The 23,422-nt window shown below is 69.5% G+C and carries 16 protein-coding genes, 1 tRNA gene and 1 pseudogene; 8 read left to right on the top strand and 10 right to left on the bottom strand.

The genetic code is table 11. From position 1 onward, the window contains the following. Window positions 1-52 precede the first annotated feature (52 nt). Window positions 53-1,255 (top strand): ammonium transporter, encoded by a 1,203-nt coding sequence (locus EZJ19_RS02010; RefSeq protein ID WP_131444634.1) that lies wholly within the window; start codon window positions 53-55, stop codon window positions 1,253-1,255. A gap of 19 nt (window positions 1,256-1,274) precedes the next feature. Here the strand turns inward: EZJ19_RS02010 and EZJ19_RS02005 are convergent, their stop codons facing one another. The 10 genes from EZJ19_RS02005 to EZJ19_RS01960 form a co-directional block, all read right to left on the bottom strand. Then, window positions 1,275-2,600 (bottom strand): HD domain-containing phosphohydrolase, encoded by a 1,326-nt coding sequence (locus EZJ19_RS02005; RefSeq protein ID WP_131444633.1) that lies wholly within the window; start codon window positions 2,598-2,600, stop codon window positions 1,275-1,277. A gap of 1 nt (window position 2,601) precedes the next feature. Further along, window positions 2,602-4,182, bottom strand: coding sequence for a bacteriohemerythrin (locus EZJ19_RS02000; RefSeq protein WP_165873424.1), 1,581 nt, complete (start codon window positions 4,180-4,182; stop codon window positions 2,602-2,604). Between the two features lie 319 nt (window positions 4,183-4,501). Beyond that, window positions 4,502-10,945: a PAS domain S-box protein gene (locus EZJ19_RS01995; RefSeq protein WP_131444631.1), complete on the bottom strand. Its 6,444-nt coding sequence runs from the start codon at window positions 10,943-10,945 to the stop codon at window positions 4,502-4,504. 5 nt (window positions 10,946-10,950) lie between these two features. Then, window positions 10,951-12,036 (bottom strand): response regulator, encoded by a 1,086-nt coding sequence (locus EZJ19_RS01990; protein WP_131444630.1) that lies wholly within the window; start codon window positions 12,034-12,036, stop codon window positions 10,951-10,953. Window positions 12,037-12,161: 125 nt separating this feature from the next. After that, complete coding sequence (locus EZJ19_RS01985; protein WP_206199288.1) at window positions 12,162-12,848, bottom strand: phosphatase PAP2 family protein; 687 nt, start codon at window positions 12,846-12,848, stop codon at window positions 12,162-12,164. Then, a complete protein-coding gene (locus tag EZJ19_RS01980) occupies window positions 12,845-14,308 on the bottom strand; it encodes a glycosyltransferase family 39 protein (RefSeq protein ID WP_131444629.1) in 1,464 nt (487 codons plus the stop codon). Before EZJ19_RS01980 ends, EZJ19_RS01985 begins: the two co-directional genes overlap by 4 nt. Next, window positions 14,305-15,066: a phosphatase PAP2 family protein gene (locus tag EZJ19_RS01975; protein WP_131444628.1), complete on the bottom strand. Its 762-nt coding sequence runs from the start codon at window positions 15,064-15,066 to the stop codon at window positions 14,305-14,307. Before EZJ19_RS01975 ends, EZJ19_RS01980 begins: the two co-directional genes overlap by 4 nt. Further along, window positions 15,063-16,604: an ArnT family glycosyltransferase gene (locus tag EZJ19_RS01970; protein ID WP_131444627.1), complete on the bottom strand. Its 1,542-nt coding sequence runs from the start codon at window positions 16,602-16,604 to the stop codon at window positions 15,063-15,065. Before EZJ19_RS01970 ends, EZJ19_RS01975 begins: the two co-directional genes overlap by 4 nt. After that, a complete protein-coding gene (locus EZJ19_RS01965) occupies window positions 16,601-17,572 on the bottom strand; it encodes a glycosyltransferase family 2 protein (RefSeq protein WP_131444626.1) in 972 nt (323 codons plus the stop codon). Before EZJ19_RS01965 ends, EZJ19_RS01970 begins: the two co-directional genes overlap by 4 nt. A 54-nt stretch (window positions 17,573-17,626) precedes the next feature. Further along, window positions 17,627-18,310 (bottom strand): TVP38/TMEM64 family protein, encoded by a 684-nt coding sequence (locus EZJ19_RS01960; RefSeq protein ID WP_131444625.1) that lies wholly within the window; start codon window positions 18,308-18,310, stop codon window positions 17,627-17,629. A gap of 90 nt (window positions 18,311-18,400) precedes the next feature. On the opposite strand from EZJ19_RS01960, the gene EZJ19_RS01955 reads away from it, so the two are divergent. The 7 genes and pseudogenes from EZJ19_RS01955 to EZJ19_RS01925 all read left to right on the top strand — a co-directional run bounded on the left by EZJ19_RS01955 (window position 18,401) and on the right by EZJ19_RS01925 (window position 23,421). Then, a tRNA-Ser gene (locus EZJ19_RS01955) sits at window positions 18,401-18,491 on the top strand. 163 nt (window positions 18,492-18,654) lie between these two features. After that, window positions 18,655-20,580 (top strand): DNA repair helicase YoaA, encoded by a 1,926-nt coding sequence (locus EZJ19_RS01950; protein WP_131444624.1) that lies wholly within the window; start codon window positions 18,655-18,657, stop codon window positions 20,578-20,580. A 99-nt stretch (window positions 20,581-20,679) separates the two neighbouring features. Next, a complete protein-coding gene (locus tag EZJ19_RS01945) occupies window positions 20,680-21,084 on the top strand; it encodes a hypothetical protein (protein ID WP_131444623.1) in 405 nt (134 codons plus the stop codon). A 3-nt stretch (window positions 21,085-21,087) separates the two neighbouring features. Beyond that, a complete protein-coding gene (locus tag EZJ19_RS01940; protein ID WP_131444622.1) occupies window positions 21,088-21,465 on the top strand; it encodes an HIRAN domain-containing protein in 378 nt (125 codons plus the stop codon). A 105-nt stretch (window positions 21,466-21,570) separates the two neighbouring features. Further along, a pseudogene (gene tsaB, locus EZJ19_RS16665) lies at window positions 21,571-22,193 on the top strand (tRNA (adenosine(37)-N6)-threonylcarbamoyltransferase complex dimerization subunit type 1 TsaB). After that, complete coding sequence (gene rimI, locus EZJ19_RS01930) at window positions 22,190-22,654, top strand: ribosomal protein S18-alanine N-acetyltransferase (RefSeq protein ID WP_131444621.1); 465 nt, start codon at window positions 22,190-22,192, stop codon at window positions 22,652-22,654. Before tsaB ends, rimI begins: the two are co-directional and overlap by 4 nt. Continuing rightward, a complete protein-coding gene (locus EZJ19_RS01925) occupies window positions 22,651-23,421 on the top strand; it encodes a uracil-DNA glycosylase (RefSeq protein WP_131444620.1) in 771 nt (256 codons plus the stop codon). The genes rimI and EZJ19_RS01925 overlap by 4 nt, the downstream gene beginning before the upstream one ends. Window position 23,422: the final 1 nt, after the last annotated feature.

The following is a 23,422-nucleotide window of genomic DNA, read 5'->3' as shown; positions in this document are numbered from 1 at the left end:
TTTAAGGCATATTTATTGCTATATGACTGAGTTCGCTTAGTTGGAGTGCACTATGGATGCTTTCAAGACCGGCTCAGACATGATCTTCGTGCTGCTCGGCGCCGTTATGGTGCTGGCCATGCACGCCGGATTCGCCTTCCTCGAGGTCGGTACCGTACGCAAGAAAAACCAGGTCAACGCCCTGGTCAAGATACTCACCGATTTCAGCGTCTCGACCATCGCCTACTTCTTCATCGGCTACGGCATCGCCTACGGCGTGCATTTCTTCACCGGCGCCGACGTCCTGGCCCAGAAGAGCGGTTACGATCTGGTCAAGTTCTTCTTCCTGCTCACCTTCGCGGCGGCGATTCCGGCCATCATCTCGGGCGGCATCGCCGAGCGGGCGCGCTTCAACCCGCAACTGGCGGCCACCTTCCTGCTCGTGGGCTTCGTCTACCCCTTCTTCGAGGGCCTGGCCTGGAACGGCAACTTCGGCTTCCAGGACTGGCTGAACGGCTTCGGCGGCGCCAAGTTCCACGACTTCGCCGGCTCCGTGGTCGTCCATGCCATGGGTGGCTGGATCGCCCTGCCGGCGGTGCTTCTGCTCGGCGCCCGGCGCGGCCGCTACCGCCAGGACGGCGCCATCTCGGCGCATCCGCCGTCCAGCATCCCGTTCCTGTCCCTGGGCGCCTGGATCCTGACCGTCGGCTGGTTCGGCTTCAACGTCATGTCGGCGCAGAGCGTCGAGGCCGCTTCCGGGCTGGTCGCGGTCAATTCCCTGATGGCCATGGTCGGCGGCACCCTGGCCGCCCTGGTGGCCGGCAAGAACGACCCCGGCTTCATCCACAACGGCCCGCTCGCCGGCCTGGTCGCCGTGTGCGCCGGTTCCGACCTGATGCATCCGGTCGGTGCCCTGGTTACCGGTGCCGTCGCCGGGGTCCTGTTCGTCTGGATGTTCACGACCACCCAGAACCGCTGGAAGATCGACGACGTGCTCGGCGTCTGGCCGCTGCACGGCCTGTGCGGCGCCTGGGGCGGCATCGCCGCCGGCATCTTCGGCGCGCAGGCCATGGGCGGGGTCGGCGGCGTCAGCCTGCTGGTCCAGGTCATCGGTACCCTGACCGGCATCCTGGTCGCCCTGGTGGGCGGTGCCGCGGTCTACGGGATACTCAAGGCCAGCGTCGGCATCCGGCTCAGCCCGGAGCAGGAATTCGAAGGCGCCGACCTGTCCATCCACAAGATCTCCGCCTCGCCGGAACGGGAAACCAACTGGTAGCGGCGGCGCGCGCCGGCGGTTATCGGGCGATCCGCTCGCGGGTGACGAATATCTTCAATTCGCCGCCCGCCTGCTTTTCCGCCGCCACCAACTGGTCGATCAGGGTCCGCGTCATGACGGTGTTGCGGGCCAGGAGCAGATAGCCGTCCGGATGATGGACGTCACGGGTGAGCAGCATGCCCTCCTGGATGTGCGGGGCGCTCACCGGAATCTCGTCGACCTCGAATTTGCTGTCCTGGAGGGCGATGGGTTCCAGCTTGTCGACCACCAGAGGATCGTAGCGGCTGCCGCGTCCTTCCAGGATGCGCGCCCAGCTCTGCCGGGCCGAGAGGGGCTGGCCGGTCAAGCGGCCGGTCTTGAGGGCATCGTAGTCGCTCACCACGGAGATGATCCGGGCGCCGATCGGGATGGCGAGGCCGCTCAGGCCGTCGGGGAAGCCGGTACCGTTGAAGTACTCGTGATGGTGCCGGACGATGCCGGCGACCACGTTGAGGGCGTCCACCTTGGTCAACACGGTGGCGCCGGCGCCCGGGTGCTGGCGGTATAGGGCGAGCTGTTCGCTGTTCATCGCGCTCACCGGGGTGTCCAGGAGATCGTCGGGAAAACCGATCTTGCCGACGTCGTGCAACAGCGCCGCCACGAAGATGTCCTGGGCCTCGAGGTGGCTCTGCCCCAACTGGGTGGCGATCTGGCGGGCGATGTCGGCGACCCGGCGGGAATGCTCGCCGATCTGGGCGCCGCGCAGCTCGGCCAGGCTGCCGATGGCCAGCAGGGTGCCGAAATAGGTCTTGCGCAGGGCCGCGTGCGCCGTTTCGGTCTTGCTCAAGGCGCCCTTGAGGGCCTGGGTGCGTTCCTCCACCCGGGCGCTGAGCAGGTTGTTCTGGTCGGCGAGGGCGTCGCGGGCCGCCTTGAGCTCCAGGTGCAGGCGCACCCGGGATAGGACCACGCCGGGTTTGAGCGGCTTGCTCAGGTAGTCGACGGCCCCCAGTTCGAGGCCGCGTTCCTCGCTGACCTCGTCGCTGAGGGCGGTCACGAACACGACCGGCACGGCCTGCGCCTCGGCCACCTTGTGCAGCTCGGTGAGCACGGTATAGCCGTCCATGTCGGGCATCATGATGTCGAGCAGGATCAGGTCCGGGTGCGGAGCCGAGCGCACGGCGCGCAGGGCATGTTCGCCGGTGCGGGCGGCGCGCACCCGATAATGGGGTTGCAGTATCTGGGTGAGCAGGGCCAGGTTCGCCGGTTCGTCGTCGACGATCAGTACCGTCTTCCGGGTGGCCTCGCCGTCGGCGTGGCCGTCCGGTGCCGTCATGGCGCCCGCCGCATCGCTGGTTCGGCTTGCCATGTCAATCACCTCCTTGATGTCTCAGCGTTTGCAGGGCGCGCTCGAATTCGAAGCCGGCGACCTGTCCGGCCAGCGCATCGTAGCGCGCCCCCAGGCACCGGCGCAGCAGGGCCTCGTGCGTGGCCAGGAGGTCGCCGGCGCGGGTATCGTCCTCGGTCAGCAGGCGCGCCAGGGCAGCCAGCACCGTACTGGCGTCGGCCGCCGTATCGGCCGCTTCGTCGCGGCTGGCCGGACTGCCGGCCTGCACAGGTTCCACCGGCGCCAGCGCCAGGTCAAGCCAGAAACTGCTGCCCCGGCCGGGCGCGCTCGACAGGCCGATCTCGGCGCCCATCATGCGGGCCGCCTGGCGGGTCAGGGCGAGACCGAGGCCGACGCCGCCGTAATGCCGGGTCGCGCTGTCGTCGAGTTGATGGAACGCCTCGAACAGGCCGCCCTGTTTGTCCTCCGGGATGCCGAGGCCGGTGTCGATCACGCTCAGGCGGACCGAGAGCCGGCCGTGGGGGGCCGGACCGAGTGTCTCCGCCCGTACCCGGACGCTGCCCCGGCTGGTGAACTTGGCCGCGTTGGCCGCCAGTTGGCGCACCACCAGGGCGATGCGGCCGGCGTCGCCGAGATACCAGGCGGGCAGTTCCGGGGCGATTTCCAGGCTGACCTTGAGGCCCTTGGCGCGGGCCGCCGCGAACGGCGCCTGGCAGGCCTCGGTCAGGGTGGCGCGCAGGGCGAACGGCTTGGCCGCGGCGGCCTCGTCGCGGGAATATTCGATGAGGCCGTCGATCAACTCGGCCAGTTGCCTGGAGGCCGTCTGGACACGGGCCACCAGGGCCTCCTGGCGGGCCGGCAGGCCGGACCCGCGCAGGGCGTCGGCAAAGCCGACGATGGCGTTCATGGGGGTGCGCAACTCGTGGCTGACCATGGCCAGGAAGCGGCTCTTGGCCTGGCTGGCGGCCTCGGCGGCGTCGCGCGCCCGGCGCAGTTCCTCGGCCATGGCCGCGATGTCGGAGGTACGCGCGCGGACCTGTTCCTCGAGGTGCTTGTTGTGCAGGCCGATTTCCCGGATCTGGCCCGACAACTGGCTGTAGAGCGCGACCACGGTTCCGGCCAGCACGGCGTCGGTCGGCACGCAGCGGGCGCCTTCGGCCTGGTCGTAGGCGTCGGCCGGGCCGAGCCCGGCGCGTACCGCCCGGATCTGGCGGGCCATGGTCTGGTCCTCGCCGAGGACGTGGAAGATCAACCAGCCGGCCAGGAAGCCCAGCAGGCGCTGGCCGGCGAGGGGATCGCGGCAGGAGAAGCGGGCGCGCCAGGCGAGCACGTCGTCGACCAGGCGGGCGTGGGTGTGCCGGTGATGCTCGTAGACGCGGGGGTCGACGCCGACCTCGCGCATCAGCGCCTCCTCGGTGCGGAAATGTTCGCCGGTGTAGTCGACCAGGCCGGTGAACAGGGCCTCCCGTTCCGCCTCCTGGACCGGGCTGCAGTCGAGCAGCAGGGGCGCGGCGGCATTGATCATCTCCATGAGGCCGCGGTGCTGGCGGTCGACGATGTCGATCCCGGTCGCGTATTCGTCGCTCCAGGTCATGAACGGCATGCTCAGTTCCCCCCGTCCGATGGCGCGAGGCCGGCACGCAGGGCGCGCACCCCGGCCAGGGCGGCCTGGAAGTCGAAACCGTCGATCTGCCGGATCAGGGTGTCGGCGGCGGTCCCGAACGCCTGCTCCAGGCAGGCCCGGTTGTCGGCCGCCAGTGCGCCGGCCTCGGTGTCGTCCTCGCCGAGCAGTTCCTCGAGGCGGGCCAGCAGGGTACCCAGCTGACCGGGATCCGGGGCGGAGTCGGGGCCCGCCGGTGCGGCCCCGGGCAGATCGCGCAGGATGCCGGTCAGCGCGTCCAGTTCGCGCGCCAGGTCGCGGTTCAGCCGGCCGACGTCGGCATCGGCCGCGTTGGCCGTCGGCTCGCGGAGCGCGGCATCGAGCCGCGTGGCGACGTTGCGCAGGTTGCCCAGGCCGAGGCTGGCGGCCGCCCCTTGATGCCATGGGCGATCTGGCGCGCCGGCTCGCGGCCGTCCTCCGCCAGCAGGCCGGCGATGCGCGCCGCATCGTCGCCATGGCGTTCGTGGAAGTCGTACAAAAGCCGGACATAGCGTGCCCAGCCGAGAATCCTCAGGGCCTGGTCCAGTTCGGCACCGGCGAGGGCGGTCAGGCGTGCGCGCAGCACCGGTTCGATCTCCTCGGCGGCGGCCGGTGCGGGCGCCGGTGCCGTGGCCCCGTCCGTCGGCATGGGCACGGGCAGCCAGTTGAGCAGACTGGTGAACAGGGCGGGCGGATCGACCGGCTTGGCGACGAAGTCGTCCATGCCCGCGGCCAGGCAACGCTCGCGGTCCTCGGTGAACGCGTTGGCCGTGACCGCGAGGATGGGGAGCAGGCGCGCGCCCGCCGTCCGGCGGATCCGGCGGGTCGCCTCCAGGCCATCCATGACCGGCATCTGCATGTCCATCAGGATCAGGTCGAAGCGGCCGCTGCGCGCCATCTCGACCGCCTCGGCGCCGTCGCGCGCGATCTCGACCGTCATGCCGAGCTGCCCGAGCAGCCCGGCGACCACCTCCTGGTTGGCCGGCTCGTCTTCGGCCAGCAGGATGCGTGCATTCCGGTAGTCGCGCATCAGGATGGCCTCGGCGTCCTGGCGGGGCCGGACGACTTCGCTCGGCACGGCGTCCGCGTCGGTGCGCGCCAGGCGGACGCTGAACCAGAATGTGCTGCCGACGCCTTCGCGGCTTTCGGCACCGGCGTCGCCGCCCATCATGCGGGCCAGGTGGCGGGTGATGGCGAGGCCCAGGCCGGTGCCGCCGAAGCGCCGGGTGGTGGAGCCGTCGGCCTGTTCGAAGGCGCCGAACAGGCGGCCCATGGCCCCGGGCGGGATGCCGATACCGGTATCCTGGACTTCGAAACGCACGGTCACGGTCGCCGCGTCCTCACTCGCCACGCCGGCACGCAGGACGACGGAACCCCGGGCGGTGAACTTGACCGCGTTGCTGGCCAGGTTGAGCAGGGCCTGGCTGACCCGGGTCGGATCGCCGCGTAGCGTGGCCGGCAGGGGGCCGTTCTCCACCAGCAGTTGGAGCCCCTTGTTGCGAGCCTGCTCGGCGAGCATGGAGGCGACGTTGTAGGGCAGGGCGGCGATGGCGAAGTCGGTCTGTTCGAGCACCAGGCGGTCGGCCTCGATCTTGGACAGGTCGAGTATGTCGTTGATCAGGTTGAGCAGGTGTTTGCCGGCCGTGCCGATCTTGTCCAACTGCTCGCGTTGCTGCGGGTTCGGATGGCCGCGCTTGAGCAGGTGGGTCATGCCCAGGATGGCATTCATCGGGGTGCGGATTTCGTGGCTCATGTTGGCCAGGAAGATGCTCTTGGCGCGCGTGGCCGCTTCCGCCCTGTCGCGTGCTTCGACCAACTGCCGGGTGCGTTCTTCGACCAGTTGCTCGAGGTGATGGCGGTGCTGGTCGAGTTCCTCGGCCAGGTGCTTCTTCTCCGTGATGTCCTCCTTCACGGCCACGTAGTGGGTGATCTTGCCGTCGGGCTGGCGCAGCGGAGTGATGATGGCGAATTCGACATATTCGCTGCCATCCTTGCGCTGGTTGACGAACTGGCCCTTCCAGGTACGCCCCTCGAGCATGGCCTGCCAGAGTTCGTCGTAGCTTTCCTTGGGCGTCTTGCCGGACTTGAGGATGCTCGGATTCCGGCCGATGACTTCCTCGCGGCTGTAGCCGGTGTTGCGCAGGAAGGCCTCGTTGACGTACTCGATGTCGGCGTCCAGGTTGGTGATGGCGATGCTCTCGGTGCTCTGTTCGACGGCCTGGGCCAGCTTGCGCAACTGTTCTTCCGAGGCCCGGCGCGCGGTGATGTTGCGCATGATGCCGAGCGCGTACCAGCCGTCCTCGCGCCTGACCGCGGACAGCGACAGCTCGACGGCGACCGCGTCGCCGTTCCTGTGGATGGCCTCCAGCTCCAGGGTCTTGCCGATCACCGGTCCGCTGCCATCGACCTGGAAGTGGGCGAAGCCGCTGTGCGAAGCCTCCCGCAGGTGCTCGGGCGTCAGCATCTCGTGCAGCTTGCGGCCGCTCGCCTCGGCGCGGCTGTAGCCGAACATCGCCTCGGCACCGGGGTTCCAGTGCACGACGCAGCCGTCCGGGTCGAGCAGGATGATGGCGTCGCGCGCCGATTCGCTGAGCGAGCGGAACATCGCCTCGCTTTCCCGCAGCGCCTGCTCGGAACGCCGCAATTCGCTCACGTCCATGAACGACACCACGGCACCGGGGTCGCGGCTCTCGTTGGTCATCGGGGCGACGATCATGTCGACCGGGAACAGGCTGCCGTCCTTGCGCCGCAGGACCTGCATGCGCCGGCGCGGCTGGCCGTCGTGGGCGGTCAGGCAGGCCGGGCAGTCGCTCTCCGATACGGCATGGCCGTCCGCGTCCAGGTGCACCAAGGCATGGACGTCTTGCGCGAGCATCTCCTGTTCGGTGCGGCCGAGCATGGCCAGGGCCGCCTCGTTGACGAAGGTGCAGTGGCCGGCCGCGTCGATCCCGTAGACCCCTTCGCCGAGGGCGGCCAACACGGTCCGGTGGCGTTCCTCGCTTTCCCGCAGGGCTTCGTGCTCGCGGATCACCTCGGTGATGTCCTGGGCGGTACCCATCAGGCTGGTCGGCTTGCCCTCGCGATCGTGCAGGAGGATGCCGCGGCCGCTGACGACCCGGGTTTCGCCGTTCGGATGGCAGACCTGGAACACCAGTTCGCCGGCGACCTCGCCGGCCAGGCAGACGTCGAGCCATTCGCGCACGGCGTCCCGGTCGTCCGGGTGCACGTGCGGCAGGAACGCCTCCAGGGTATGGGCGAAGCCGGCCGGCTCGATGCCGCACAGGCGGTATAGCTCGTCGCTCCAATCCAGACGGCCGCTCGCCAGGTCGAACTCCCAACTGCCGATGTGGGCGATGCGCTGGGACTCCGAGAGCAGCCACTCGTGCTTGCGCAGGGTCTCCTCGGCCCGCTTGCGGGCGCTGATGTCCGTGATGGCGGCGACGAAGCCGATCACCTGGCCGGCGGCGTCCCGTTCCGGGGCGTAGCTGGCATGCACCGTACGCGGCTTGTCCGCCGTACCCGGGGTGGTCAGGGTGATGTCGTACTCGACCGCCTCGCCGGCCAGCGCCTGCGCCATGCGGGGTTCCGCCATCCTGTAGGCTTCCCCGAGCACCTCACTGGTATGGCGGCCGACGAGCTCGGCGGGCTCCATGCCGTAGAGCGCGGCGTAGCGTCGGTTGACGAACACGTAACGGCCCGCGCGGTCGCATTGGGCGATCAGTACCGGGGCGTGGTCGGTGACCACGCGCAATTGCTCCTCGCCGGCCCGCAACGCCGCCTCGGCCTGCTTGCGATCGCTGATGTCCTGAATGGCGCCGCGTACCTTGACGGTCCGGTCGTGCTCGCGCAAAGGATGGCCGATGGTGCGAATCCAGCGCCGCGTGCCGCGCGCCGTGGTGATCTCGAGCTCCAGGTCGTAGGGCTGTCCGAGCTCGATCGCCGCGCGCAGGGCCGCCTCGAGGCGGACCCGGTCCGGACCGCGGTAGAAACCGAGCCCGTAGGCGAGGCTGGTGGCCTGGCCGGGGTCGACCTCGTGGATGCGGGCGGCTTCTTCGGTCCATTCGCCGGCGCCGGTGAGGGGGTCGAATTCCCAGGCCCCGACGTGGGCCAGTTCGCTCATGTCGCTGAGCAGTTGGCCCTGGGCGCGCAGCTTCTCCTGGCTCTGGCGTGCCGCCGTGACGTCGCGCGCGATGCCGAGGACGCCGATGATCCGGCCACTGGCATCGTGCATGGGCGTCTTGATGGTGGCGAGCAATTCGCGATGGCCGTCGCTCGCGAAGGTCACTTCCTCCTCGTTGCTGGTCGGCCGCCCGGCGGCGATCGCGGCGCGGTCGTTGGCACGGAAGAAATCGGCCAGCTCGCGGTGCATGAAGTCGTAGTCGGTCTTGCCCAGGATATCGGCCTCGGCGGCGCCGAAGAACTGCTCGAAGCGCACGTTGCAGGCCAGGTAGACACCCTCCGTGTCCTTCAGCCAGACCAGGTCCGGCAGGGTCTGGAACAAGGTCTTCAGGAAGCCGCGTTCGCGCTTCAGGGCGGCCTCCGCCACGTCGCGCGCCTGGCGGTCGCGCAGGGTGCGGATGCCATAGGCGAGATCATTGGCCAGCTGGGTCAGGAAGGCCACTTCGTCGGCGTCGAAGGCCTCGGGCTCGGCCGAATAGATGTTCAGGGCGCCCAGGCAGTTGGCGCCGTCGCACATGAGCGGCAGGGCGACCGACGCGGCGTAGCCGCGCTGCTCGGCGAGGGCGGACCAGGCGGGGAAGTCGGTGGCGTTCCGGAGGTCGTCGGCGACCACCACGCGCCGTTCGCGGATGGCGGTGCCGGTCGGTCCCTGGCCGTATTCGTCGTCGCCCCAGGAGATGACCGCCTCTTCCAGGTAGCCGTTCGCGAAGCCGGCCCCGGCCCTGGGCTTGACCCGGCGGTCCGGACCGTCCTCGGCAAAACCGACCCAGGCCATGCGGTAGCCGCCGAGTTCCACCACCAGGTGGCACACCTCGCCGAGCAGGGTCGTTTCGTCGCTCGCCCGCACCAGCGCCTGGTTGCATTCGCCCAGCGCCCGCAGGGCCCGGTTGACCCGGCGCAACTGGGCTTCCGAGCGCTTGAGATAGGTGATGTCGCGGGCGATGCCGAAGGTCCCGGTGACCCGGCCCTGTTCGTCGCGCAGCGGCCCTTTCGTGGTCAGGAAATAGCGCTCGCCGTGGGCCGTGCTGAGCGCCTCCTCTTGGCTGACCACGTTGCCCTCGGCGGCCACCCGGCGGTCGAGGGCCATGAGCAGGGCGGCCTGTTCGGCGGGGAACAGGTCTTTGTCGTCACGGCCAAGCACCGTTTCCGACGGCCGCCCGACCACCTCGCCGGCAGCCTGGTTGAAGAGGATGTAGTGGCCGTTCGTGTCCTTGGCGAAGATGGCGTCCTCGGACCCGTCGGAGATCGTCGCCAGGAGTTGCAGGGCCTGCAGGCGCTCGCGCTGCGCCCGCCGGATGGCGCGGGCGACCAGGAGCTGGCGGCGTTGGCGGGCCAGCCAGGCGCCGGTGCCGAGGACCAGCAGGGCGAACAGTCCGACCAGACTGATCCACACCGTGTCCTTGTAGGCGCCGGCGTACAGTTCCCCGGTATCGATCTTGGCCTCCAGGTACCAGCCGGTGCCGGGGATGGCATGGACGGCGCCGAGCACGGGGGTGCCACGGTAATCGAGCCCCGCCGACGGGCGGGTCAGGGCGATCTCCCGGCGCAGCGTGCGGGCCGCGAGGCTGCGGTTGCCCGCCAGGGGGTAGCGCGACTCGGTCACCCGGGCCGCCTGCGGGCCGGACACGCCGAGTATGACCAGGTCGTCGCCGTCGCGCCGGAACCAGAGCACCTCGCCACGCTCGTTCTGTACCGGCCAGTGGGCCAGCTTGGCGAACGCCGCCGACGACAGGTCGATCCGGAAGGCCGCCCAGGTACCCGCCGCGCCGACCGTCGCCGGCAGGGGCACGAGGAAGTCCATGCGCATGCGTCCGGTCTCGTCCCGATAGGGCCCGACCGGGCCGGCGTTGCCCGCCCGGGCAGTCGCGTCGCGCAACGGTCCGGGCACGCCGCGCGACTCCTCTTCCGAGTCCCAGAGCGCCCGCTCGGCGCCGGCGTCGAACAGTTGCACGGCGGCGAAGCCCGAGTAATGCAGAAGCGCCGTCGCGACCTGGCGCAGATGGGCGGCCTGCGCTTTAGGGGCGCGACGCCAGGCCGCGTAGGCCTCGGTGAGATTGGCGGCCTGGATGACGAAGCCGGCCGATTCCAGGCGTTCCCGCAGCCAGTCGTCGAATTGGTTCGCCTTGAGCTCGGCGATGGCCTGCAGGCGCGCGAGTTCACGTGCCTCCTCCTGGCGCAGGGTATAGACGATGGCCGCCGCCGTGAGCGCCATGATGACCAGGCTGCCGGCGATGACGGCCTGCCAGATGCGTGCCGCGGAGGGCTCCGGCTGATCGTCCTCGACGTGTTCGGCCAAGGCCTCGGGCGCGGCGGCGAAGCGGGCCGAGTGGCGCAACAGCAACCAGACCGCGAGGGCGCTCACGGCGATGAACAGCAGGCCCTTGACCGCGCTGAACAGGACGATCGAGGCGGGATCGTCGGTCAACCATTCGACCGCCTTGTCGGACAGCAGGATCCAGGCGGCACCGCAGACGGCGAACAGCAGCGCGCTGCGGGTGGCGAAGCTGCGCACCTGCTCGGCCGGTGGACGGCGATCCGTTTCCGCCATGGCGGTCACCCGGTATCCCGGAAACGGCCGGCAATGGCGGCGAAGGCATCGAAGTCGGTCAGGAAGGCCTCGGCGACATCGGGATCGAAATGCCCGCCACGTCCGCGCGCGATGATCTCCCGCGCCGCGTCCAGGCTCATGGCGTCCTTGTACACGCGCGGCGAGACCAAGGCGTCGAAGACGTCCGCGATGGCCATCAGGCGCGCCGAGACCGGGATGGCTTCGCCGGCCAGGCCGTCCGGATAGCCGCCGCCGTCCCAGCGCTCGTGATGCCAGCGGGCGATCTCCATGGCCACGTTGAGGAAGTCGGCGGGCCGTCCGCTACTGCGCAGGGCCTTGGCGATGGCATCGGCGCCCAGTTGCGCGTGCCTGCGCATGATGGCCATCTCGGCCGCGTCGAGACGGCCCGGCTTGAGCAGGATGGTGTCGGGAATGCCGACCTTGCCGATGTCGTGCAGCGGGGCCGACTTGCTGAGCACCTGGATGTAGTGGTCGTCCAGCGTCGCCTGGAAGCGCGGATGCCGGCGCAGGCGCTGGGCGAGCAGATTGACGTATTCCTGGGTGCGCCGGATGTGGTTGCCGGTTTCCGGATCGCGCGTCTCGGCGAGCTGGGCGAGGGCGTGGATGCCGACGTCCTGGATGGTCAGTATCTCCTCGGTGCGGCGGGCGACCTCGGCCTCCAGCCAGCTGTTCTGGTCCGCCAGGCGGTCGCGGGCCTGTTTCAGTTCCAGTTGCGAGCGGACCCGGGCCATGACGATCGCCGCCTTGACCGGTTTCGCGATGTAATCGACGGCGCCCGACTCGAGGCCGTGTTCCTCGTTGACGTCGTCGTCCAACGCCGTCACGAAGATCACCGGGATGGCGCGCGTGTCCGGGTTTTCGCGCAGCCGCGTCAGTACCGCGTAGCCGTCCATGTCCGGCATCATGACGTCGAGCAGGATCAGGTCCGGGTGCGGCGGGGTCACGGCGGCCTGCAGGGCGCGCGCGCCGGAATTGGCGGCACGTACCCGGTAATGCGGCTGGAGAACCTGCGTCAGGAGGGCAAGATTGGCGGGCTCGTCGTCGACGATCAGGAGCGTGTGGGCGGACATGTAAGCGCTCCAAGCGTACGTCGACTGATCAACGAAGCCCTCCTTTGCGCCGATGCCGGCGTCTGTATCGATATGTGGGCGGAAGACCGCCGGGGGACACGACAGACAGCTAGTTCAAAATAGGCTCATTTCGGGCCGCTGTCTAATCGTCCGGCCCGCGTTCCGAGCGGATCGATCAGGCGTGCCAGCAGCCAGGCGGCGAACCACGTGGCGTAGAAGGAAAAGATCACGTCGCTGAGGAAATGGCCGCCCTGGGCCATGCGCATGAGGCCCAGGCCGCCGCCCAGCAGGATGCCGGCTGCCAGCCAGCGGCGCGGGCGCCGGGACACGAAGGCCAGGCCGAGCAGGCTGAAGCCGATCGAGGCATCGCCGCAGACGAAGGAACAGTTGCTGCGGCACTGGTCGCTTACCACCCAGGCCGGCGTGAACTGGGCGGCGCCGCCGAACTCCACGGTCTGTACCGGCCGGGCGCGGCCCCAGTGGTCCTTCAGGACGGCGTTGACGAGCAGGCCCGGGCCGAGCAGCAGTACCAGGAGCATGTAGGCCGCCGGCCGCCGCCAGGCCGCCAGGCGGGGCAACCGCTTGGCGCCGAGCAGGATCGCCAGGGCGGCGAGCGCACCCAGCCAGGCCAGGACGCCGACGTAGTCGTGCACGAAGTCGAACACGGCGCTGCCGCGCAGCAGGAAGCCGTCCGGCCGGTACAGCGCGGCGCTGCTCAGGCGGTCGAGTTGCGGGAAGGCCAGGAACACGGCGGCCAGGACCAGGGCGCTGACCGCCATGACGAGGGGCGGGCGCAGGTCGCGCGGGTTCATCGGCCGCGATAGTCCTGGACCAGCCAGACCCGGTAGCTGACGGTCCGGTTCGGATAGGGCTGCACGACGATCGGCGCCTGCGGCTCGACGCGGGCGAACCAGCCGGGCAGGCGCTCGCCCAGGTCGCTCGCGCTGACCAGCAGGAAGCGGCCGTCCGGGGCGGCGCGCAGGTCGGCGGTGAGCGCGTAGTGGTTGTCCAGTACGCCGCTGGGGTTCAGGAACCGGGCGTCGTCGCTGTACGGGCGCGCGTAGTAGCGCAGGAGGGCGAACAGCTTGCGGTCGTCGTTCAGCAGGCGCACGCCGGGCAGCGCGCGCAGGCGTTGCGCCGTCGCCTCGCCGAGTGCCCGGTAGCCGGTCACCCGGGCGTACGGATCGGTACCGCGGGTCAGCTTCAGGTCGAGTGCGGCGGCGATGTCGTGGGCATGGTACAGGCCGAGTGCGACGACCAGGTGGAGCACGACGCTGGCGCGCAGCCAGCGCCGGCCGTTGCCCATGAGCCAGGTGACGGCGACCAGGGCGGTCGCCGAGGCGTAGGCGAAGGCGGCCCAGTTGGCGAAGGCGCGGGCGAGCAGGGCGAGTCCCAGGAAGGCGGCCAGGGGCGCCAGGGCGAAGGCGGCCAGGAGGCGCAGGCGGTCGTCGCCCAGCCAGGTCCGCGGCCGCGCCGCGAGGATCAGCAGGGCCCCGAAGGTGAGCGGCCCGAAGACCGCGAACTGGCCGACGAAGAACGCCAGCAGCGCGTCAGGATGGAACAGCGCCCGGTCGAGGTGCGAGATGTCGGCGGTGTGGGAAAAGCTGACGAAGTGATGGCCGGCGTTCCAGAGGATGTTGGGCAGGGTCACCAGCAGGGCGACCAGGGCGGCCGCATACGGGCGCGGGTCCAGGAACAGGCGCCGGCGTGCCGGGGTGATGGCCAGGTAGGCGGCCAGGCCGAGGCCGAAGAACACCATGCTGTACTTCGACATCATGCCCAGGCCGATGGCGCCGCCGAGCAGCAGCCAGTCGCGCCAGCGCCCGGATTCCAGGGCGTAGGTGAGCAGGTAGAGGGACAGGCTCCAGAACAGGATCAGGAAGGCGTCGGTGGTGATCAGCCAGGCGCCGACGCTGACGAAGGGCAGGGTGGCGTAGAGCAGGCCGGTCCAGAAGGCCAGGGTGTCGCGGTTCGCTTCGGCGTGGAACAGCCGGCGCACGAACAGGAAGAGCAGCCAGGCGGTGACCGGGTAGGCCAGCACCGAGGCGGCCCGCACGCCCAGTTCGCCGTCGCCGAACAGGTGGGTGCCGAGCCAGATCGCCCAGGCCACCATGGGCGGCTTCGAGTAGTAGCCCCAATCCGGGGTCAGCGACCAGGTCCAGTACTGGGCCTCGTCGGCGAACAGTTCCATGTTCAGGTGCGCGGCCGCGAGCACGCGCCAGGCCGACAGGACGACCAGGATGACGATCAGGCGCAGCGCCGGGCGGGTCATGCCGCGCCCCGGGCCGGCAGGCGCCAGCCGGGCAGGAGGTGGAACACCAGCGCCAGCAGGGCCAGGGCCTGTTCGAACGGCCGCGCGAGCGGATAGCCGGTGTCGTAGCGGACCAGCAGCACCAGGGCGCAGGCGACGAGGAGCAGACGGAGCGCCGAGGCGAGCGTCGGGCGCAGCATGCCCGGGAAGCGCTCGACCAGGTACAGGCCGATCAGGCCGGACAGCCAGCCGCACAGGATGCCGCCGGCGACGTCGAGCGGCCAGTGCGCGCCGACGGCGACCCGCGACAGGCCGACCAGGGCGGCCAGCGCCAGCAGCCAGGCCGCGGCGCTTCGGTTGCGCAGGCCCAGGGCGAGGGTGCAGGCGAGCACGAAGATGGTGGTGGTGTGCCCGGACGGGAAGGAGCCGGCCTTCAGGTAGGGGCCGACGACGTGCACCTGGTCGGCCAGCACGGCGTACGGCCGAGCCATGGCCAGGGCATTCTTGAGTCCATGCGAAAGGAGGGTGGCCGGCAGGCTGGCGAGCAGCGCGGCGAGGACCAGGTCGGGGCGCCGGCGCATCAGGGGCAACAGCAGGACCATGGCCACCAGGGTGTCGCCGAGCACCGTCAGGTCGGACCAGACCAGGTCCGGCAGCCGGGCGGCGAGGCCGTTCAGGGTCAGGAACAGGGCGCGGTTGAGGGCCGGATCGACGAGCGGCCAGAGCAGGCCGAGGCCGACCAGCAGGACCAGCCAGGACAACGGCGACCGTTCGCTCATGGCATCCTGGCGAGCACGTAGCCGCGTTCGCGGTAGACCGGCTCGGCGCCCGGCAGCTTGGCCAGGCGGCTTTCCCGGGTCAGCACCAGGTCGCCCGAGTGCGGCGCCCGCTTCCGCACGGCGCGGCCGGCGTAGGTCTGGAAGCTGGGGGTGTCGATGCCGTACAGGACCAGTTCGCCGGGATAGTCATGGGCCAGGCGGGCGGCGTTGCGGATCGGGGCCTGCTGGACCTGGCCGACGATGGGGATCAGGAAGGCCGCCATCGCGACGCCGGCCAGCAGGCCGTTCAGGCGCAAGGCACGCGTGGTATCGATCCGGCGCAGGACCAGGAAGGCCAGGCTCAACAGCAGGGCCGCCCCGCACCACAGCCAGTAGGCCGCGCCGAAGGCATCGGGCAGGCCGGTGAGGAGCAGGCGGTCATCCGGCTTGAGCTTGCCGGCGACGGCGGCCAGGATGGCCGGCATGGCGAGCAGGAGGCCGAACATGAGCGGCGCCGGGATAAGGATCAGCCAGCGCCGGCCCGGGCGCTCGGCCATGGCGGCGAGGACCAGGACCAGGCCGCCGTAGCCGTAGTAGACATAGTGCGGCAGCTTGGTGCCGGAGAACGAGAACAGCACGAAGGCGACCAGGAACCAGAGCAGGCCGTAGCGCAGCAGGGTGTCCTGCCAGACCGCGCGCAGGCGGCCGAGCGCGGCCAGGAGCAGGCCGGTATGCGGCAGCAGGGAAACCAGCACCACCGGCACGTAATAGAAGTAGTTGCCGCCGTGGCCTTCCATGGGCGTGTCGAAGCGCGACAGGTTGTGCTTGAGGAAGAAGCCGGCCAGGAAGCCGGGCCCTTCGATGAAGGTCTGGGCGATGAACCAGGGCGCGGCGACGGCCAGGAACAGCAGGATCGGGCCGAGCGGCAGCGCCCAGGCCAGGAAACGGCGCCACTCGCCCAGGCTGGCGCACCACAGAAACATGGCGCCGCCCGGGATCACCAGGGCCACCGGTCCTTTGGTCAGGAAGCCGAGGGCCATGGCCAGCCAGGCCGCGTACAGCCAGCGCCGGTCGTCCTCGCGCATCCACAGCCAGGTGGCGTAGCCGGCGCAGGCCAGCCACAGGTTGAGCAGGGCATCCGCGGTGGCGGCCCGGGTGATGACCGCGAGCCCGGCCGCGGTGGCGATGACCAGGGCGGCGGTGAGGCCGGCCGAGCGGCCGATGACCCGGGTCGCGAAGGCGTAGGTCGCCAGTATCCAGGCCGAGGAGGCGAGCGCCGACGGCAGGCGCCAGGCGAATTCGCCGTGGCCGAACAGGGTCACGGAGGCGGCCTGCAGCCAGTAGATCAGGATCGGCTTGTCGTAGCGCGGCTCGCCGAGCAGATAGCTGGACAGGAAGTCGCCGCGCAGGAACATCTCGGTGGTCGAGGCCGTGAAGGCGCCCTCGTCGAGGTCGAACAGCGGCGGCGTGCCCAGGCCCAGGAAGGGGAACAGCACCAGCACCGCCAGAAGCAGGCGGGCGTCCCAGCGCACCGGCCAGAGACCCATGCGGTCGGTCATTCCCGTTTGCCGGGCGGCTCGCGCAAAAGGTATTGGGCCTTGCCGCCCGGCTCGTGCCAGATGCGGGTGAGCATTTCGCCCAGGATGCCCATGCCGATGAAGTTGGTGCCCATCAGGGTGAGCATCACGCCCATCTGCAAGAGCGGGCGGCCGCCGATGTCGGCGTGGCCGAACAGCTTGATCGCGGCCAGGTAGAACAGGATCAGGATGCCCGGGAAGAACATCGCCGCGCCGATGCCGCCGAAGGCGTGCATCGGGCGATGCAGGAAGCGCAGCATGAACTTCACCCACATCAGGTCGAGGAGGACCCGGATGGTACGGTCGATGCCGTACTTGGAGACGCCCTTGGTGCGCGGGAAGTGGTTGACCTCGGTCTCCATCACCTTGGCGCCGTACTCGTGGGCCAGGGCCGGGATGAAGCGGTGCAGCTCGCCGTAGATCTTGACGAAGCGCACCGCCTCGCGCCGGTACAGCTTGAGCGAGCAGCCGTAGTCGTGCAGGCGCACGCCGGTGACCGACGAGATCAGGCGGTTGGCGATCTTGGACGGGAATTTGCGCATCAGCGCCTTGTCCTGGCGGTTCTTGCGCCAGCCCGAGATGATGTCGATCTCCGGCCGCTCGTCGAGCATCTTGAGCAGGCGCGGGATGTCGGCCGGGTCGTTTTGCATGTCGCCGTCGATGGTGACCAGGATATCGCCCCGGGCGGCGTCGAAACCGGCCTGCATGGCGGTGGACTGGCCGTAGTTGCGGCGCAGGAAGTACGGCTTCAGCCAGGGCCGGCTGACCGCCAGCTCGGTGAGTAGCTTGTCCGAGCCGTCACGGGAACCGTCGTCGACGCAGACGAACTCCCAGGTATCCGGCTGCGCCGACATCACCGATTCCACCTTGGCGACCAGGTCGGGCAGGTTTTCGTATTCGTTGTAAATGGGGGCGATGAGGGAAACGCGGACCGAATCGGACGTAGTCATGTCGGGGAGGGAATAAAGGGACAGGGATTTGTCGAGGCGCTAGTGTACTGCTATTCAACCTTCCATCTCGTGTTCCAGTTCCTCGTCGTAGACCCGGCCGTGGCGCAGGCTGCGGTAGAGGTACACGCCGAGCGCGCCGGAGACGACGAACAGGACCACGCCGAGCCCGATGCGCAGGACCGGATCGACGCTGACGCCGCTGCCGACCAGGGCGAACACCGCCGTCTGGGGCACGAAACCGGCCGCCGAGCCGAGCAGGAAGGGCAGGGCGGCGACGCTCGATACGCCGGCGGCCAGGTTGGTCGCGATGTTGCTGCCGACCGGCAGCAGGCGGATCAGCAGGGTCATGGTGAACGGATTGTCGCGCACGAAGGCATCGACCTTGGCGATGCGGCCGCCCAGGCGGTGGGCGACCAGGGACCGGCCGAACAGGCGCGCGTAGACGAAGGCCGCGGCGCAGCCGAGCACGGTCGCCAGGGTGCCGAGCAGGGTGCCCTGGAGGAAGCCGAAGGCATAGCCGCCCATGAACGAGATGACCTGGCGCGGGAAGCCCACCGCGGTCGCCAGGGTGCCGATGCCAATGAACAGCAGTTCGCCGGTCAACCCCTGGCCGCGCACCTCGCGGTCGATCCAGCCCTGGTCGAGCATGTCGCCCAGGCCGGACCAGCGCACCAGGAAGCCGATCGCGGCCAGGGACAGGAGCACGGCGAGGCCGCGCAGGATGAGCTTGAGGTTCATGTTCGGGACGGTTACATGGGAACGGCGTCGGGGCACGCATTCTAACCTTGCCCGCCCCGCCCGAAGCGGGTATTCTTGCGCCCCTTCCACGGAGAGGTGGATGAGTGGTTTAAGTCGCACGCCTGGAAAGCGTGTTCAGGGTAATACCCTGACGGGGGTTCGAATCCCCCCCTCTCCGCCAGTCCTTTGTGTCCGGCGATAAGTAACTGATAGATTTCATTATTTGTCGCCGAATCCCCTTGCTTTTGGCTTAAAAGTGCATAAGCATTGCATAAACACCGCTAGGTCTTTATGCACGTTGACTACTGCCCAACTCAAGGCGTTGGCGTCTGGATAGGCCGCCGATGCTGAAGTCGCTTTTCTCGGCCGACAGCGGGTTGGCCGAGGTCATCCCGGAGTTCCGCCCCCGCCCGCAACAACTCGACATGGCCGAACGCGTCGCCGCCGCGTTGGCGGAGCGCGAGCGCCTGGTCGTCGAGGCCGGCACCGGGACGGGCAAGACCCTGGCCTATCTGGTTCCAGTCCTGCTCGACGGCGGCAAGTGCATCATCTCGACCGGCAGCAAGACCCTGCAGGACCAGTTGTTCCACCGCGACATCCCGGCCGTGCGCAAGGCCCTCGGCCGGCCCGTGCAGGTCGCCCTCCTGAAGGGGCGGGCCAACTATGTCTGCCCCTACCACCTGGAGCGCTCCCTGGCCGACGCCCGCCTGACCACCCAGGAGCAGGCCCGCCATCTGCGCCGCATCGCCCAGTTCGCTGCGGTCGACGCCACCGGCGACCGCATGGCCCTGCCCGAGGTGCCGGAGAACTCGCCGGCCTGGGCCTACGCCGTGTCGACGCGGGACAACTGCCTGGGCAGCGACTGCCCGCATTTCCAGGGCTGCTTCGTCCTCAAGGCGCGCAAGAAGGCACTCGAGGCCGACCTGGTGGTGATCAACCACCACCTGTTCTTCGCCGACGTCTGGCTCAAGGACGAGGGCGCCGGCGAGCTGCTGCCGGCCTGCAACGCCATCGTCTTCGACGAGGCGCACCAGTTGCCCGAGATCGCCAGCCTGTTCTTCGGGCGCACGGTGAGCACGGGCATGGTGGTCGACCTGACGCGTGACGTGCGCCAGGAGGCAGCCGAGTCGGCGGCCGATTTCACCGAGCTGCCCAAGTGCGCGGCGGAGGTCGACGGCGCCGCGCGGGCCGTGCGCCTGGCAGTCGGCAACCTGACCGGCCGGCTGCCCGCGGCCCAGGTGCTGGCGCGCGCCGAGTTCGGCCAGGCCCTGGCCGAGCTGGCCGCCCAGCTCGATGCCCTGGTGGCCCTGCTCGACAGCCAGGCGGAACGCTCGCAAGGCCTCAAGAACTGCCTGGAACGCGGCCGCGAGTTGCGCGCCATCCTGGCCGACTGGCGCCAGGGCGAGGCGGCGGGGCAGATCCGCTGGCTGGAGGTGGCGACCCATTCCGTGCTCATGCACATCACGCCGCTCGACGTCGGCGAATTGTTCGCGCGCCAGATCGAGGGCGACAGCCGGGCCTGGATATTCACCTCGGCGACCTTGTCGGTGCGCGGCGACTTCGGCCATTTCCTGGCTCAGGTCGGCCTGCCCGACGCGGCGACCGGCTATTGGGAAAGCCCGTTCGACTATGCCAGCCAGGCCCTCCTGTATGTCCCCGAAGGCATGCCGGACCCCAATTCCCCGGGCTATACCCGGGCGGTGGTCGAGGCCGCCTGGCCGCTGCTCAAGGCCAGCCGCGGGCGGGCCTTCATGCTGTTCACCTCGCTGCGGGCGATGAACGAGGCGCATGCCCTCATCGAGGCCCGGATGCTCGCCGAGGCCGTGAACTATCCCTTGCTGCTGCAGGGCAGCCAGAGTCGCAGCGAACTGCTCAAGCGGTTTCGCGATCTGGGCAACGCCGTGCTCCTGGGCAGCCAGAGTTTCTGGGAGGGGGTCGACGTCGCCGGCGAGGCGCTCTCGCTGGTGGTGATCGACCGCCTGCCTTTCCAGCCGCCCGACGACCCGGTCCTGGCGGCCCGCATCGAGGCCATGAAGCGGGCCGGCGGCAATCCATTCTTCGACTATCAGCTGCCGCACGCCGTGATCAGCCTGAAGCAGGGCGCCGGGCGCCTGATCCGGCGCGAGAGCGACCGCGGCGTCCTGATGATCTGCGACCCGCGCCTGGTCGAAAAGCCGTACGGCAAGCGCATCTGGCGTTCCTTGCCGGGCATGGCGCGCAGCCGCAAAGGCGACGAGGCGGTGGCGTTCTTCGGCGCCGAAACAGACTGAAACAATTGCTCGCAATCGGGTGCAAAGCCGATAACAGCTGGGCCCTAGGATGCAATCACGCGTTGACCGAAACGCGATTGCACACTTAAGGAGATGACCATGCGCAACACCACCAAAGCACTGCTGTTCGCCGTCATGACGGCACTCACCGCCACCTCCGCGCTGGCGCGCGACCGCGACGACAATCCCCCCGGTCCGGCCGGCGGCCCGGGGACCAGCGTACAGAATCCCGCCCACCCGGCCGGCGGTCCCAGCGTCAGCGCCGACGTCCGCAGCCATCGCCAATGGCTGCAGAAGCAGATGACCAAGAAGGAATGGCAGCATTTCCGGACCTTGCGCCAGGAAGAGCGCCAACGCTTCTGCGTGAAGAAGCACATCACCAAGGACCGCTGCTGGTTCGACCGCGACGACAACCCGCCCGGCCCGCGCGGCGGCCCCGGCACGAATCGGGACAATCCCCCCGGCCCGGCCGGTGGTCCCGGTGCCGGCCCGAACCACCGCTGACCGATGCGCCGCCTGGCCTGGCTGATGGGAATCTGCCTGGCGGGCGGCGCCCAGGCCGGCGTCGAGTCCGGCATCCTGATCCAGACCTCGCCCCTGGCCGGCTTCCAGTATCACGCCGGCCGGGCGCTTTTCCCCCTGCTGTCCGTGGGCGACCGGCTGCTCCTGTATCGCGAACCGGATAACCCGCACGACCCGCGCGCCGTCCGGGTCGAGTGGCGGGGCGCCCCGCTGGGTTACGCGCCGCGTGCCGACAATGTCGATCTCGCCCGCCTGATGGACAACGGCGTCCGCGTCGAGGGGCGCATCGTCCAGTTGCAGAAGGCGCGCAATCCCTGGCAGCGCATCCTGTTCGAGGTGCTGGTCGTGGAAGCCGGCCGCTGACGGGTTAGAATCGGGCCATTGTCGCAATGGTGGCCGCCTTTGAAGATCCTCGCCCTGGATACCTCGACCGAGTTGTGCTCGGTCGCCCTCGCCATCGACGGTGGCATGCTCAGCCACGCCGTGATGGCGGGCAACCGCCATTCCGAACTGCTCCTGCCCATGGTCGACGAACTGCTCGCCGATGCCGGTTGGCGCCTCGACGAAATGGACGGCCTGGCCTACGGCCGCGGCCCCGGCTCCTTCACCGGCCTGCGTATTGCGTGCGGCGCCGTGCAGGGGCTGGCCTTCGGGCGGGGCTGCCGGCGGTCGGCGTGATCACGCTGGCGGCGATGGCGGAGGAGGTGCATCAGGACATGGCCCAGGGCGACCAGCCCAGCTACGTGCTGGCCTGCCTCGACGCCCGCATGCACGAGGTCTACGCCGCCGCCTACCGCTGTACGGCCGATGGCGTCGAGGAGATCATGGCGCCGGCCGTCCTGCGCCCCGATGCACTCGTCCTGCCCGACGTCGAGGCGGCCTGGATCGGTTGCGGCAACGGTTTCGCGACCTATCCCGACCTGCTGCGCGGCACCCTCGCCGAGGCGCGTCCGGATATCCATCCGCATGCCCGCTCCGTCGCCCGGCTGGCTTTGCCCCGCTTCCTGGCCGGTGCGGCTGGTCCGGCCGAGTCGGCGGAACCGTTCTACGTCCGCGACAAGGTCGCCCTGAAAACCTGCGAAAGGCAATGAGCGCCCAGGTCCAGTTCTCGCCGCCGAACTTCCGGCCGATGACGCGGGAGGACGTCGACGCCATCATCCTGATCGAGCGGGCCGCCTACCCGTATCCCTGGACACGCGGCAACTTCAGGGACTGCCTCGATTCCGGCTACAGCTGCTGGGTGGCGGAACAGGACGGTCGGGTGGTCGGCTACAGCATCATGATGGCGGGGGCGGGCGAGGGCCACGTCCTCAACTGTTGCGTCGCGCCCGACTGGCAAGGCCGCGGCCTGGGGCGCCTGCTGATGCGGCGCATGATCGCCGGCGCGCCGGAATACCAGGTCGAGTGCCTGTTCCTGGAAGTGCGGCCCTCGAACGCGCGGGCGATCGCCCTCTACGAAAGTCTGGGCTTCGAGACGGTCGGCCTGCGCCGGCACTATTACCCGGCCGACCAGGGCCGCGAGGACGCCCTGGTGATGAGGCGTTACCTGTGAGCCAGACCACCGAGGCCCGCCTGAAGACGCTCGGCCTGTGGCCGGTCTGGCGCCTGCGTGCCGGCGGTAACGAAGACCCAGCCGAAGTCGGGGTCCAAGTCGCGGAGGCGGCCCCGGCGGCCGAGCCCGCGCAGCCGGCCAGGCGGCCGGCGGAACCTGGCCGAGGCGACGAGCCGGGTGCCGTCGGTGCACTCGATTGGGACGCCTTGCGGGCGGCCGTGGCCGCCTGCACGCGCTGTCCCTTGCACGAGACCCGGACCAAGCCGGTGTTCGGGGTCGGCGATCCGGCGGCGGAGCTGCTCATCATCGGCGAGGCACCGGGCGCCGACGAGGACCGCCAGGGCGAGCCGTTCGTCGGCCAGGCGGGCAGGCTGCTCGACGCCATGCTGGCGGCCATCGGCCAGAAACGCGGCCGCAACGTCTACATCGCCAACGTCCTGAAGTCGAGGCCGCCCGGCAACCGCGATCCGCGCCAGGAGGAGGTGGCCGCCTGCATCCCATACCTGGAACGCCAGATCGACCTCATCCGGCCCAAGATCATCCTCGCCCTCGGCCGTTTCGCGGCCCAGAGCCTGCTGCTCACCGAGGCGTCCATTTCCAGGCTGCGCGGCCGCGTCCATCATTACCGCGGCGTCGCCCTGGTGGTGACCTACCACCCGGCCTACCTGCTGCGTAACCCGGCCGACAAGGCAAAGGTCTGGGAAGACCTTTGCCTGGCTCGAAACGTCCTCTCATCCAGCCTGAAAGAACAGAAGACAGGAGATTAGA

The sequence above is a fragment of the Parasulfuritortus cantonensis genome, from assembly GCF_004337445.1.
Taxonomy (GTDB): domain Bacteria; phylum Pseudomonadota; class Gammaproteobacteria; order Burkholderiales; family Thiobacillaceae; genus Parasulfuritortus; species Parasulfuritortus cantonensis.
Note: the sequence above shows the minus strand (reverse complement) of the source record. Positions and strands in the feature narration are given on the sequence as shown.

Excerpts from the sequence above, each read along its gene's own strand:
- EZJ19_RS01945 (WP_131444623.1), top strand. The coding sequence starts at position 20,680 with ATGCGCAACACCACCAAAGCACTGCTGTTCGCCGTCATGACGGCACTC.
- EZJ19_RS01975 (WP_131444628.1), bottom strand. The coding sequence starts at position 15,066 with ATGAGCGAACGGTCGCCGTTGTCCTGGCTGGTCCTGCTGGTCGGCCTC.
- EZJ19_RS01980 (WP_131444629.1), bottom strand. The coding sequence starts at position 14,308 with ATGACCCGCCCGGCGCTGCGCCTGATCGTCATCCTGGTCGTCCTGTCG.
- EZJ19_RS01965 (WP_131444626.1), bottom strand. The coding sequence starts at position 17,572 with ATGACTACGTCCGATTCGGTCCGCGTTTCCCTCATCGCCCCCATTTAC.
- EZJ19_RS01940 (WP_131444622.1), top strand. The coding sequence starts at position 21,088 with ATGCGCCGCCTGGCCTGGCTGATGGGAATCTGCCTGGCGGGCGGCGCC.
- EZJ19_RS01960 (WP_131444625.1), bottom strand. The coding sequence starts at position 18,310 with ATGAACCTCAAGCTCATCCTGCGCGGCCTCGCCGTGCTCCTGTCCCTG.
- EZJ19_RS01970 (WP_131444627.1), bottom strand. The coding sequence starts at position 16,604 with ATGACCGACCGCATGGGTCTCTGGCCGGTGCGCTGGGACGCCCGCCTG.
- EZJ19_RS02000 (WP_165873424.1), bottom strand. The coding sequence starts at position 4,182 with ATGCCGTTCATGACCTGGAGCGACGAATACGCGACCGGGATCGACATC.
- EZJ19_RS01950 (WP_131444624.1), top strand. The coding sequence starts at position 18,655 with ATGCTGAAGTCGCTTTTCTCGGCCGACAGCGGGTTGGCCGAGGTCATC.
- EZJ19_RS01985 (WP_206199288.1), bottom strand. The coding sequence starts at position 12,848 with ATGAACCCGCGCGACCTGCGCCCGCCCCTCGTCATGGCGGTCAGCGCC.
- EZJ19_RS01995 (WP_131444631.1), bottom strand. The coding sequence starts at position 10,945 with ATGGCGGAAACGGATCGCCGTCCACCGGCCGAGCAGGTGCGCAGCTTC.
- rimI (WP_131444621.1), top strand. The coding sequence starts at position 22,190 with ATGAGCGCCCAGGTCCAGTTCTCGCCGCCGAACTTCCGGCCGATGACG.
- EZJ19_RS02010 (WP_131444634.1), top strand. The coding sequence starts at position 53 with ATGGATGCTTTCAAGACCGGCTCAGACATGATCTTCGTGCTGCTCGGC.
- EZJ19_RS01990 (WP_131444630.1), bottom strand. The coding sequence starts at position 12,036 with ATGTCCGCCCACACGCTCCTGATCGTCGACGACGAGCCCGCCAATCTT.
- EZJ19_RS02005 (WP_131444633.1), bottom strand. The coding sequence starts at position 2,600 with ATGGCAAGCCGAACCAGCGATGCGGCGGGCGCCATGACGGCACCGGAC.